Source organism: Methylobacterium sp. WL120 (assembly GCF_008039465.1).
Lineage (GTDB): Bacteria > Pseudomonadota > Alphaproteobacteria > Rhizobiales > Beijerinckiaceae > Methylobacterium > Methylobacterium cerastii.
The window spans coordinates 36064-48580 of the sequence record NZ_VRUT01000007.1; the positions used below are offsets into that span (position 1 = coordinate 36064).

The 12517-nt window shown below is 69.5% G+C and carries 13 protein-coding genes; 11 read left to right on the top strand and 2 right to left on the bottom strand.

The features are described 5' to 3' along the window. Positions 1–3: 3 nt before the first annotated feature. The 6 genes from era (at position 4) to tsf (ending at position 6548) form a co-directional block, all read left to right on the top strand. Positions 4–1002 carry a GTPase Era gene (gene era / locus FV229_RS02870; protein WP_147750522.1) on the top strand — a complete coding sequence of 333 codons (999 nt, stop codon included), beginning with the start codon at positions 4–6 and terminating at the stop codon, positions 1000–1002. Between the two features lie 206 nt (positions 1003–1208). Then, positions 1209–2129, top strand: a complete 921-nt coding sequence (locus FV229_RS02875) for a methyltransferase (RefSeq protein WP_187275043.1) — start codon at positions 1209–1211, stop codon at positions 2127–2129. A 28-nt stretch (positions 2130–2157) separates the two neighbouring features. Next, positions 2158–2901 (top strand): pseudouridine synthase, encoded by a 744-nt coding sequence (locus tag FV229_RS02880; RefSeq protein ID WP_147750495.1) that lies wholly within the window; start codon positions 2158–2160, stop codon positions 2899–2901. A 149-nt stretch (positions 2902–3050) separates the two neighbouring features. Then, positions 3051–4313, top strand: a complete 1263-nt coding sequence (locus FV229_RS02885; protein ID WP_187275044.1) for a diguanylate cyclase — start codon at positions 3051–3053, stop codon at positions 4311–4313. A 125-nt stretch (positions 4314–4438) separates the two neighbouring features. Further along, positions 4439–5506: a 30S ribosomal protein S2 gene (locus FV229_RS02890; RefSeq protein WP_147750497.1), complete on the top strand. Its 1068-nt coding sequence runs from the start codon at positions 4439–4441 to the stop codon at positions 5504–5506. A gap of 121 nt (positions 5507–5627) precedes the next feature. Continuing rightward, positions 5628–6548 carry a translation elongation factor Ts gene (gene tsf / locus FV229_RS02895; protein ID WP_147750498.1) on the top strand — a complete coding sequence of 307 codons (921 nt, stop codon included), beginning with the start codon at positions 5628–5630 and terminating at the stop codon, positions 6546–6548. Between the two features lie 90 nt (positions 6549–6638). Here the strand turns inward: tsf and FV229_RS27895 are convergent, their stop codons facing one another. Next, the gene (locus FV229_RS27895; protein ID WP_147750499.1) at positions 6639–6917 is read right to left on the bottom strand and encodes a helix-turn-helix domain-containing protein; all 279 of its coding nucleotides are present in this window, start codon (positions 6915–6917) and stop codon (positions 6639–6641) included. Positions 6918–7339: 422 nt separating this feature from the next. Here FV229_RS27895 and pyrH point away from each other — a divergent pair, with 422 nt between their 5' ends. The 5 genes from pyrH to dxr all read left to right on the top strand — a co-directional run bounded on the left by pyrH (position 7340) and on the right by dxr (position 11648). Beyond that, positions 7340–8062: a UMP kinase gene (gene pyrH, locus FV229_RS02910; RefSeq protein WP_147750500.1), complete on the top strand. Its 723-nt coding sequence runs from the start codon at positions 7340–7342 to the stop codon at positions 8060–8062. A 146-nt stretch (positions 8063–8208) separates the two neighbouring features. Then, positions 8209–8700 carry a BLUF domain-containing protein gene (locus FV229_RS02915; RefSeq protein WP_210246579.1) on the top strand — a complete coding sequence of 164 codons (492 nt, stop codon included), beginning with the start codon at positions 8209–8211 and terminating at the stop codon, positions 8698–8700. A 153-nt stretch (positions 8701–8853) separates the two neighbouring features. Then, positions 8854–9420: a ribosome recycling factor gene (gene frr, locus FV229_RS02920; RefSeq protein WP_147750502.1), complete on the top strand. Its 567-nt coding sequence runs from the start codon at positions 8854–8856 to the stop codon at positions 9418–9420. Between the two features lie 174 nt (positions 9421–9594). Continuing rightward, complete coding sequence (locus FV229_RS02925; RefSeq protein ID WP_147750503.1) at positions 9595–10455, top strand: phosphatidate cytidylyltransferase; 861 nt, start codon at positions 9595–9597, stop codon at positions 10453–10455. Between the two features lie 14 nt (positions 10456–10469). Beyond that, positions 10470–11648 carry a 1-deoxy-D-xylulose-5-phosphate reductoisomerase gene (dxr, locus tag FV229_RS02930; RefSeq protein ID WP_147750504.1) on the top strand — a complete coding sequence of 393 codons (1179 nt, stop codon included), beginning with the start codon at positions 10470–10472 and terminating at the stop codon, positions 11646–11648. A 173-nt stretch (positions 11649–11821) separates the two neighbouring features. Here the strand turns inward: dxr and FV229_RS02935 are convergent, their stop codons facing one another. Next, complete coding sequence (locus FV229_RS02935) at positions 11822–12463, bottom strand: TetR/AcrR family transcriptional regulator (protein ID WP_147750505.1); 642 nt, start codon at positions 12461–12463, stop codon at positions 11822–11824. Between the last annotated feature and the right edge of the window lie 54 nt (positions 12464–12517).

Consider the following 12517-nt stretch of genomic DNA (forward strand, 5'->3'; position numbering starts at 1 on the left):
GCGATGGCCCAAGAAGAGCCCCAGGACGACCCGCAGGACGATTCCGAGGACGCGTTCGAGGCGGCGCCGGAGCGGGCGCCCCCGAGCCTGCTGCCGGGCACGCCCACCGATGCCAAGGCCGGCTTCGTCGCCCTGATCGGCGTGCCCAACGCCGGCAAGTCGACGCTCCTGAACAGCCTCGTCGGCACCAAGGTCTCGATCGTCTCGCGCAAGGTCCAGACCACGCGGGCGCTGGTGCGCGGCATCCTGATCGAGGGCTCGGCCCAGGTGGTGCTCGTCGACACGCCCGGCATCTTCCAGCCGAAGCGCAGGCTCGACCGGGCGATGGTCCACTCCGCCTGGAGCGGGGCGGCCGACGCCGACGCGGTCTGCCTGCTGGTCGACGCCCGCAAGGGGATCGACGAGGAGCTGGAGACGATCCTGGCGCGCCTGCCGGACGTGCGCCGGCACAAGATCCTGATCCTCAACAAGATCGACCTCATCCTGCGCGAGAAGCTGCTCGCGCTGGCCGAGGAGCTGAACAAGCGCATCCCCTTCGCCGACACCTTCATGATCTCGGCGCTGAACGGCGACGGCATCGCCACGCTGAAGCAGGCTCTGGCCAAGCTGATGCCGGCCGGCCCCTGGCTCTACCCGGAGGATCAGGTCTCGGACGCGCCGATCCGCATGCTCGCTTCGGAAATCACCCGCGAAAAGCTCTACGACCGGTTGCACGAGGAGCTGCCCTACCGCTCCACCGTCGAGACCGATCAGTGGCAGGTGCGCAAGGACGGCTCGGTTCGCATCGAGCAGACCATCTTCGTCGAGCGCGAGAGCCAGCGCTCGATCGTGCTCGGCAAGGACGGCCAGACCATCAAGGCGATCGGCACGGCGGCCCGCCGCGAGATCGCCGAGGTGGCCGAAACCACGGTGCATCTGTTTCTGCATGTGAAGGTGCGCGAGAACTGGGCCGACGACCCGGCCCGCTACCGCGAGATGGGCCTGGAATTCCCGCGCGGCTGATTCTTTTCTGCGCGCGCCTTTTCGAATCGCGCGAAACGGCGTGTTGATGCGTCGGGCTCTCCGTGCCGACCCGGCGGTGAGCGGATTCCGCGACGACGACCCGACCGCGTATCCCGAGCCGTTCCCGCGCGGAGCGGCGGCATCGCGGCGTCGCCGGCATCCTCCATGGCCTCTTCCGTCGATCGACACCGAAATCCACGATACCCATGTCCGACACGTCCCTATCCGATGCCGTCTACGGCCTGCCGCCCGCGGAGCTCGCCGACGTTCCGCCCGGCGCCGTCCAGGTCTCGCCCCTCGTTCCCGGGTCGGCCCGCCTGGAGGATTGCGCCGACCTGAGCCTCGCGCGGGTCTGGATGCTCGCGCCGCCCGGGACCGTGGAGCGCCGCTTCGTCCTGGCGCAGGCGCTTCGCGCGCTCCGGCCCGGCGGCGACCTCCTGGCGCTGGCGCCGAAGGATCGCGGCGGGGCGCGGCTCGCGCGTGAACTTTCCGACCTCGGTTGCGGCAGCGCCGAGGAGGCCAGGCGCCACCACCGGATCTGCCTCGTCGTCCGGCCCGAGGGCGCGTTGCCGCTGGACGCGGCGCTTTCCGAGGGCGCGCCGCGCCACATCGACAACCTCGCGCTGTGCACGCAGCCCGGCATCTTCTCGTGGGACCGGCTCGATCCCGGCAGCGCACTGCTGCTCGCGACGCTGCCCGCGCTGAAGGGGACCGGCGCCGACCTCGGCTGCGGCCTCGGCATCCTGGCGCGCGCGGTGCTGGCCTCACCCGCCGTCACCGCGCTGACGTTGGTCGACGTCGACCGCCGCGCCGTCGAGATGGCACGCCGCAACGTCGGCGACCCGCGTAGCAGTATCCGCTGGGCCGACATCCGCGCCGCCGACCTGGGCCTGACGCGCCTCGACTTCGTGGTGACGAACCCGCCCTTCCACGATGGCGGCGCGGAGGACCAGAAGCTCGGTCAGGTCTTCATCCGCCGCGCCGCGGAGGCGCTTCGCCCCGGCGGCAGCCTGTGGCTGACGGCCAACGCGCACCTGCCCTACGAGCGCGTGCTCGCCGAGGCCTTCAAGGCGGTGACGGTGAAGGCGTCGGCCCACGGCTACAAGGTGTTCGAGGCGCGCAAGTGAGTCGGATTCGTCCGAGTTGGGGTCGCCGATGAGCAAGGTCCCGACCGCCCGGCTCGACAAGCTGCTGGCCAACCTCGGCTACGGCTCGCGCCGCGAGATCGCGGGCCTGGCGCGGGCCGGCCGCGTCGTCCTCGACGGCGCTTCCCTCGACGACGCGGGCGCCCGCATCGCCGTGACCCCGGACCTGCCCGCACGCCTGACCGTCGACGGCGAAGGCATCGACCCGCCGCCCGGCCTCGCGCTGATGCTGCACAAGCCGCTGGGCGTGACCTGTTCGCACAAGGAGGCCGGCCCGCTGGTCTACGGGCTGCTGCCCGAGCGCTGGCGCCGCCGCGACCCGGCGCTCTCCACCGTCGGCCGCCTCGACAAGGAAACCTCCGGCCTGCTGCTCCTGACCGACGACGGCGCGCTGCTGCACCGGATCATCGCGCCGAAGGCGAACGTCGCCAAGCGCTACCGCGTCACGCTGGATCGCCCGCTCCGGGGCGACGAAGGCGCGATCCTCGCCGCCGGCACCCTGACGCTGGAGGACGACGACAAGCCGCTCCTCCCCGTGGGATTCTCCGCCGACGACGCGACCCACGCCACCGTGACCCTGCACGAGGGCCGCTACCATCAGGTCCGCCGCATGTTCGCGGCGATGGGCAACCACGTCACGGCCCTCCACCGCGACCGCGTCGGCGGGCTCGACCTGCCGGCCGACCTGCCGGCGGGGGCGTATCGGGTGATGGATTCGCTCGCGATCGCAGCGGTCTTCGCGGCGGCGGAGTAAGCCCGGCGGTCGGTCCCCCGCGCCCGCCTGCGGATGCGTGGTCCATCTTGTCGCAGGCGCCGACGATGCGACGGCGTCGATCGACGATGAAAACGCTTCGAAAGGTATCTAGACCTAAGGTGGTCGCCGAGAGGCCGAGGTACGCGTCGATGCAATCCTACGATATCGGCGAGGGCTTGCAGCCGGACATCGTCGAGCGTGAAATCGCGGCGGGAAGCCGCCGGCTCGCCTTCGCGCGGCCGATCGAGACGTTGTTCGAGCGGAACGGCCGAGAGGCTCGCGCCCGCGTCATGACGATCACGACCCTCGTCGGGGTGCTGGTCTACGACCTGTTCCTCGTGCTGGACCAGATCCTCCTGCCCGACGTCTTCGCGATGATGGTCGTCGCCCGGATCGGGATCTTCACGCCGTTCGCGCTCGGAATGCTGTGGATCGCACGCCGGCACCCGACCCGGTTTCGGATGGAAGGCGCCTCGGTGGTCTGCGGCCTGCTCTCCCTGCTGTTGCCGACACTTGTCATGGCGCAGAGCGACAGCGTCTTCAAGCTCAATTATCAGTACACGAACGTTCTCATCATGATGTTCGTAGCGTTTGTCCAGCAGAACCGCTTTCGATACGCGCTCATCGCGCTCGTATCGAGTATCACCATCCATTTCAGTGTGATATTTTGGTGGAGGATGTTCGACGTCGCCAACTCCATGGCGATCGTCATGTTCTACTCGACGTGCTTGATCCACCTCTCGATCGCGGCCTACATCATCGAATACCACGAGCGCAGGAGTTTCCTCTTCGGGCTCCATGCCACCCTGCTTCGCGAGCAGATCACGCGCGCTGCGCGGACGGACGCGCTGACCGGCCTCTTCAACCGGCGGTACCTGGCCGAATACTTCGACGCCCTGGCCCCATCGCCGCCGGCACGCACCGTCCTGGCGATCCTGCTCGACATCGACCACTTCAAGGCCTTCAACGACAGCCGCGGTCATATCGAGGGCGACGACTGCCTGCGCCGGGTGAGCGCCGGCGTCGCCGCAGTCGCCGCCCGGCGCGGCGGGGTGACCTTCCGATTCGGCGGCGAGGAGATCCTGATCCTGGTGCAGGGCATGGAGCTGGCCGACGGCATGCGGCTGGCGGAGGCGGTGAGGGCGGCCATCGAGGCGACCGCGATCCCGCACCCGGCACTCGGGACCGGCCGCGTGGTCACCGCCAGCCTGGGCGTGGCCGGCGGCCTCGTGCCGGGCATCGCGCTGAGCGACCTCGTCGCCGCCGCGGACACCGCGCTCTATGCCGCGAAGCGGTCCGGCCGCAACCGCGCGCTTCCCGGCCCCGTCCCCGTGGCGGCGGAGCAGGACGGTCCTCCCTCGCACCGGTCGGAGCCCGGCGACACCGTTGCCCCGGCGGCGATCCTCTGCTAAGGCCCCGCCCATTCCACACGCGGAGCCGGCCCCATGCCTGAATGGGGCGTTTCCGGTGATCGGCTGAAGCTTCAGCCGGTCGCTACCTCCGCGGCGGCATAAACCGGAAAGAAAGCGAAAGACTCATGGCCGTCGATTTCACCATGCGCCAGCTCCTCGAGGCCGGCGCCCACTTCGGGCACCAGTCGCACCGCTGGAACCCGAAGATGCAGCCCTACATCTTCGGTACCCGCAACAACATCCACATCATCGACCTCGCCCAGACGGTGCCGGCCCTGCACACCGCGCTGCAGGCGGTGAGCGACACGGTCGCCAAGGGCGGCCGCGTGCTGTTCGTTGGCACGAAGCGCCAGGCGGCCGACACGATCGCCGAGGCCGCCAAGCGCTCGGCCCAGTATTACGTCAACTCCCGCTGGCTCGGCGGCATGCTGACCAACTGGAAGACCATCTCCGGTTCGATCTCGCGCCTGCGCAAGGTCGACGAGACCCTGGACACCGGCGGCCCGGGCCTCACCAAGAAGGAGCGCCTGATGCTGTCCCGTGAGAAGGACAAGCTCGAGAAGGCGCTCGGCGGCATCAAGGACATGGGCGGCGTGCCCGACCTGCTGTTCGTGATCGACACCAACAAGGAGCAGCTCGCGATCAAGGAGGCCCAGCGCCTCGGGATCCCGGTCGCCGCCATCGTCGACACCAACTGCAACCCGGACGGCATCACCTACGTGGTCCCGGCCAACGACGACGCCGGCCGCGCCATCGCGCTCTACTGCGACCTGATCGCCCGCGCCGCCATCGACGGCATCTCCCGCGGCCAGGGCACGTCGGGCGTCGACCTCGGCGCCTCCGAGGAGCCGATGGCCGAGGAGCTTCCCGGCGAGGAGGCTGCCGCCGTCTCGGTGGAGTCGGGCGCCCTCGACCCGGCCGACGTGGCGATGCTCGCCGAGACCACCGAGCACTTCGAGCTGCTCGCCGCCCCTCGCGGCGCGCCGGACGACCTGTCCAAGCTCCACGGCGCCGGCCCGCAGATCGTGCAGAAGCTCAACGAAGGCGGCATCTACCATTACTGGCAGATCGCGGCGATGAGCCCCGAGGACGTCGCCAAGGTCGACGCCGACCTGAAGCTCAACGACCGCTTCAGCCGTGACGGCTGGGTCGCCCAGGCTCGCGGCTTCGTCGAGGCCCAGGCCGCCGCCTGATCGCCCGCTGGATCGCGGCGGCCCCGTCCGGGGCGCCGTGATCCGCACCATCACATTCGGGCCCGGCGTTCACCCCTGAACGTCGGGCTCCTCTCATCTGAACGATACGAAAGGACCGGCCATGGCCAACATCACCGCCGCGATGGTGAAGGAACTCCGCGAGAAGACCGGCGCGGGCATGATGGACTGCAAGGGCGCGCTCAACGAGACGCAGGGCGACCTCGAGGCCGCCGTCGATTGGCTGCGCACCAAGGGTCTCGCCAAGGCCGCCAAGAAGGCCGGCCGCGTCGCCGCGGAAGGTCTCGTCGCCGTCGAGTCCGCCGGCCGCCACGCCGCGATCGTCGAGGTCAACTCCGAGACCGACTTCGTCGCCCGCAACGACGCCTTCCAGGCCTTCGCCCGCGAGGCCGCCAAGATGGCGCTCGACTCCGACGGCACCCTCGACAGCTTGCAGGCCGCCCACTTCCCCGGCGGCAGCGAGACCGTCTCGGAGAAGCTGCAGAACCTCATCGCCACCATCGGCGAGAACATGAACCTGCGCCGCGTCGCCAAGCTCGACGTGAGCAAGGGCGTGATCGCGAGCTACGTCCACGGCCAGATCTCCGAGGGCCTCGGCAAGATCGGCGTGCTGGTCGCGCTCGAGTCAGAGGGTGACGTCGAGTACCTCTCGACGCTGGGCCGCCAGATCGCCATGCACGTCGCCGCCACCAACCCGGTTGCGCTCGACGCCTCCGGCGTCGACGCCGCCACGCTGGAGCGCGAGTCGAACATCCTGCGCGAGAAGAACGCCGGCAAGCCCGACCACGTGATGGCCAAGATCGTCGAGAGCGGCCTCAAGAGCTACTACAAGGAGGTCACCCTCCTGGAGCAGCCCTTCGTGCACGACGGCTCGAAGACGATCAGCCAGGTGATCAAGGAGGCCGCCGGCAAGGCCGGCGCCCCGGTCGCGCTCACCGGCTTCGTGCGCTACGCGCTCGGCGACGGCATCGAGAAGGAAGAGGGCCCCGACTTCGCCAGCGAAGTCGCCGCCATGTCGCGCTGAGCCGCAGCACGATCGTTTCGGGAAGCCCCGGCCGCAAGGCCGGGGCTTTTTGCGTCGTACCGTCGAACGGCGTGGCTGCCGGCGTTCGCCTCAGGCGATGGCGGCGGCGACCATGTCCGGATGCCGGGCGATGACGCGGACGTAGGCGACCGCGAAATCGGGTGCCGTGGTCCGCGCCTGCTCCCAATCGCGCAAGGTTCCGAGCGACACCCGAAAGCGCAGAGCGAACTCGCCTTGCGACAATCCGAGGCTCGTGCGCGCCATACGGATCAGCCGAGCCTTCTGCGCCCGATCCAAAGCCGTGGCCGAGACGTCGAAATCTTCCGGGTCGCTGGTCTCAGAGGCCAGAATGGTAGGCTCGTCCTTCACCGGCGTTGCTCCTTCTGACCGAGATGAACTGCGGTCGCCCGTTCCGCCACGTGAACACGGCCGTATGTAGTTTGCCCTCGACCGACCCCACAGCCTTGAAGCGTTCCCCCCGTCCTGCGGGCGGACAGAGGGAATGATCAGGTGGGCTTCGTCCGGCATGATCCTGTCGCCGAATGCGAGCGAAAGGCCGTGCCGCTCGCGGTTGATCGCGTCCTTGCCGGATCGAACGGCTCGTCCATCCGATGATGAGTACGGAATTTCCGTACTTCTGGCAAGTTAATCCTCGTGGTCGGCCGCCGATTTTTCGGAAGCGGCTCGCTGACCGGGTCTCCGAGCCCTCGACGGTCCGGGGCGGGGTGACGTAGAAGCCCCTCGGTTCTGGATCAGGTGCGGCCGTGTCGCCGGACCCTATGAGGTGGACGATGCCGGAGACGACGCCGTTTCGCCGCGTGCTGGTCAAACTCTCCGGCGAGGCGCTGGCCGCCCCGGACGGGTACTGGCTCCATCCGCCGACGCTGGCGGGCCTGGCCGAGGACATCGCCCGCGCCATCGAGGCCGGGATCGAGGTCGCGCTGGTGGTGGGCGGCGGAAACATGATCCGCGGCGCGCGGATCTCCCAGGCCGGCTTCATCGATCGAGCCACCGGCGATTCGCTCGGCATGATGGCGACGGTGATGAACTCGCTGGCGCTTGAGACCGCGCTGAACGCGGCCGGCGTGCCCGCCCGCACGATGTCGGCGGTGTCGATGCCGACGATCTGCGAGACCTACGCGCGCCAGCCGGCTTTGCACCACCTCGACAAGGGCCAGGTGGTGGTGCTCGCCGGCGGCACCGGCAACCCGTTCTTCACCACCGATACGGCCGCCGTGCTCCGTGCCGCGGAACTGCGCTGCGACGCGGTTCTGAAGGCGACGCAGGTGGACGGCGTCTACTCGGCCGACCCCAAGACCCACCCCGACGCGACCCGCTACGACCGCATCACCCACGACGAGGCGATCAGTCGTGACCTCAAGATCATGGATACGGCGGCCTTCGCCCTCGCCCGCGAGAGCCGGCTGTCGATCGTCGTCGGCTCGGTGCACCCGCCGTCCTCGATCACCGCGATCCTGACGGGGCAGGCGCCCTCCACCCTGGTCGTGCCTTGAGACGGCACCCGCGGGTCGGCTCGGGCACGCCCGCGAAAAACAACCAGCGGGCGAAGTTCGTCGTGACGGTTTGGTGAGGATTGAAGGTTTTTAATTCCGGCGCGTCGCGCGGGATAAGCTTTGCGCGGAAACGACGGACCCGTCGAATGCCGCTTTCGCAAATCGTGTTCTTCAGTCGAAATCAGATCAGGCTGGCCGGTGGCTCCATGCGCGAGATGGTCAAGGACATCCTGACCGCCTGCAACCGCTACGATCGCGTGTCCGGGCTGACCGGGGCCCTGGTCTTCAACGATCACTTCTTCCTTCAGGCGATGGAGGGGGAGAGGGCGGCGATCTCGGAACAGCTTTGGAAGCTCGCCGCAGACAACCGCCACAGCGGCATGGTGCTCATGTCGAGCCGTCCCATCGAGCAGCGCGACTTCGAGGGTTGGATGGTGGGCTTCGCCGGCCATTCCGACGCCCTCGACGCGATCTACATGGATTACGGCGCGACCCCGAAGCTCGACCCGAGCGACATGCCGGTCCAGAGCGCCATCAAACTCCTGCGTGCCTTCGCGCATCTCGACGGCGGCCATTTCGTCCAGAAGTCCGGGGCTGGGCCGATCGTGCCGAAAGACCCGGCCCGCCGGGGCGCTTGAGAACCCGCGCCCGCTGCCGAGCCGAGAGGCTCCGATCGCGGTCCCGATCCGGACGGACGCCATTTGCGGCGAGTCGGATTTTGGTCCATGGAAACGCCCGAACGGCCCCTAGGCCCATCTCACTCCTGATCTTCGCGTCGGAATACCGCCCGCATGGCTACACCAACCCCCTTCGACCTGTCCGACATCAAGCGCCGCATGCAGGGCGCCGTCGCATCGCTCTCCAAGGACCTCGGATCGCTGCGCACCGGCCGCGCGACCCCTAGCATCCTCGACCCGATCCAGGTCGACGCCTACGGCGCCTCGATGCCGATGGCGCAGGTCGCCACCGTCAGCGTGCCCGAGCCGCGCCTGCTCTCGATCTCGGTCTGGGACCGCGGCATGGTCACGGCGGTGGAGAAGGCGATCCGCGAATCCGACCTCGGCCTCAACCCGCAGACGGAAGGCCAGACCATTCGCCTGCGCATCCCCGAGATGAACGAGCAACGCCGCAAGGAAATGGTCAAGGTCGCGCACAAGTACACCGAGGAGGCCCGCGTCGCGGTCCGCCACGTGCGCCGCGACGGGCTCGACCACCTCAAGAAGCTGCTCAAGGACAGCGCCATCTCCGAGGACGACGAGAAGCGCCAGGCCACCGAAGTGCAGAAGGTCACCGACCAGTACATCGGCGAGGTCGACGGGGTGCTGGCGTCCAAGGAAAAGGAAATCATGCAGGTGTGAGGCGGCTTGCGGCTCCCTCTCCCAAGTGGAGAACGAACCCGTGACTGCTTCCGAGATGTGTGGCGCCGGGATCGATCGCGTCCGAAACGACGATGTGACGGAGTTGGGCGGCGTGGAGGAGAAGCATTTTGCGCATCTTGCCCTCGCGCGGTTTCGAGGGCCGGAGATCCGCTGATGGCCGTCCCCGACGCCACCGCTGGCGCCCGGAAGAACCCTTTCGCGAACCGTGAGTTCGGCCTTCGCGTCGTCTCGGGGCTGGTGCTGGCGGCGATCGTCGTGGCCGCCCTGGTGCTCGGCGGCTGGGCGTTCGCCGCGATCTGGCTCGTGGCCGGCATCGTCGGGGCCGCCGAGTGGATCGGCATGAGCCGCACGGTGCCGCGCCGCGCGCTCCTCGCCGTCGTCGCCGGCACGCTGATCCTGGCAGCCGCCTGCTTCGAGGGCGACGCGCCGCGCTACGCAGTGCCGGCCATCCTGGTGCTCGGCGCCGTGCTCTGCCTCGTCCTGGCGCAGGGGAATGCTGGACGCCTGCGGGCGCTCGGTGCGCTGTCCGGCGGCGCCGTGATCGCCCTGGTGCCGGTGGCCCTGCGCGATGCGCCGACGATCGGCATCCTCGGGCCGGCCTGGATGTTCGCCGTGGTCTGGTCGACCGACGTCGTCGCCTACTTCACCGGCCGGACGCTCGGTGGCCCGAAGCTGATGCCGCGGGTGTCGCCGAAGAAGACTTGGTCCGGCGCGCTCGGCGGCCTCGCCGGGGCGGTGGCCGCCGGGATCGGCGTCGTCATGCTCGCCCGGGCCCAGGGCTGGAGCCCGCTCAGCGAGACCGCGCTGGTCTGGGTCGGGCTCGCCAGCGCCGTCGCCTCCGTCCTGAGCCAGGGCGGCGACCTCGTCGAATCGGGCCTGAAGCGCCGTTACGGCGTGAAGGATTCCGGCGCGTCGATCCCCGGCCATGGTGGGGTGATGGACCGGCTCGACGGGTTCTTCGCCGTCGCGCTGCTGGCCGGCCTGTACCTGATCCTGCGCCGCCTCGCGGCCTGACGGAGTTTTACGCCGTGACCCACACCGTCACCATCCTGGGCGCCACGGGCTCGATCGGCCGCTCGACCACCGACCTCGTCGCCCAGCACCCGGGCCGCTTCCGGGTCGGCGCCGTCGTCGGCGGCCGCGACGCCGCCGCCCTGGCCAAGGTCGCGCGCGAGACCGGGGCGCGCTTCGCCGCCTTGGCCGACCCGGCCGGCGGGCCGGCGCTCGCCGAGGCGTTGTCGGGATCCGGCATCCCGAGCGGGGCGGGCGAGGCGGCGGTCCTCGACGCGGTGGCGCAGGACGCCGACATCGTCGTCGCCGCGATCAGCGGCGCGGCCGGGCTGAAGCCGACCCACGCGGCGCTCCGCCTCGGGCGCCGGGTCGCGCTCGCCAACAAGGAGAGCCTGGTCTGCGCCGGGGACGCCTTCATGCGCGACGCCAAGCGCTACGGCGCGACGATCCTGCCGATGGATTCCGAGCACGACGCGCTCAGCCAGGCGATGGCCGGGCGGCCGCTCGCGGACGTGCGCACCATGATGATCACCGCGTCCGGCGGCCCCTTCCGGACCTGGACACGCGAACGTATCGCGGCCGCCTCGCCGGCCGAGGCCGCCGCCCACCCGACCTGGTCGATGGGCATGAAGATCAACATCGATTCCGCCTCCCTGATGAACAAGGGGCTGGAGTTGATCGAGGCGCACCACCTGTTCGGCATCGAGCCGGACCGCCTCGACGTGGTGGTGCATCCGCAATCGGTGATCCACGGCATGATCTACTGGCTCGACGGCGCCGTCACCGCCGAGCTGGCGCTGCCCGACATGCGGGTTCCGATCTCGCACTGCCTGGGCCTCGGTGACCGCCTGACCATCGCCCGCGGCCGGCCCCTCGACCTCGTGGCCCTCGGCAGCCTCACCTTCGAGGCGGCCGACGAAGCGCGCTTCCCCTGCCTGGCGCTCGCCCGCGCGGCGCTCGCCGAGGGCGGCGCCGCGCCGACCGTGATGAACGCGGCCAACGAGATCGCGGTGGCGGCCTTCATCGCCGGCGCGATCCCGTTCTACGGCATCGCCGACCTCGTCGAGCGCGCCATCGCGCATTTCTCAGGCCTCCACCGCACGGCGCCGGACGGCGTCGAGGAGGCCCTGGCCATCGATGCCGAAGTCCGGGCCTGGAGCACGGCGGCGCTGCCGCGGTTGCGCGCGGCGGGGTAAGCCGTCTCCGCCGTCATTCCGCGGCGCCGCAGGCGAGCCCGGAATCCAGAGCCGCCGACGGTGCCATCTCGATCACGACCTAGGGTTCTGGATTCCGGGTTCTGCTTCGCAGCCCCGGAATGATGGAGTGGATGCGGTAAGCATCGACGCCGATCATACCCAAACGCGGCTCCTCACCGCTCCGGGCCGTACCCCGCGAAGAACACCCGCACGGCTTCCCGGATGCGATAGTCGATCTCGTCCCGCGTCACCGGATCGCCGGCGTTGAACAGCAACCGCGTCAGCAGGCCGGCCTGGCAGAGGTGGAGGAAGTGCTTGGCGGCGAGGTTCGTGTCGTCAGCCTTCAGGCGCCCGGCCGTGACCTGCGCGTCGAGGTAGGCGGTGAGCCGCGCCACGCCCATCGCCGGGCCGGCCTCGAAGAAGGCTTGGCCGAAGCGCGGAAACTTCTCGCACGCCCCGATCACCATGCGGATCACTGCCACGTGCTCGGGGCGGACCATCTCGATGAGGTAGGTGGTGCCGAGCCGCGTCAGCACGGCGGCGACGTCGGGGTCGTCGGCGTCGAGCCGGAACAGCGCCTCGGCGAGGCCGCGCTTTTCTTCCAGGGTCAGCGCCTCGAACAACGCCTCCTTGCTGTCGAAGTAGACGTAGAGCGTGCCTTTCGAGACCCCAGCCGTGCGGGCGATCTCGCCCATGCTCGCCCCGTCGAAGCCCGCACCCATGAAGACCTGGCGAGCGCCGTCGAGGATCTGGCGGCGCTTGTCGCTTTCCGGCGTCGCGGCATCTCGTTCCAGCGTGGCGGAGGTCGCGGGCATCTTGCCGATCCTGATTGACCGAACCGTTCGGTCAATGATATTTACCGCGTTGGA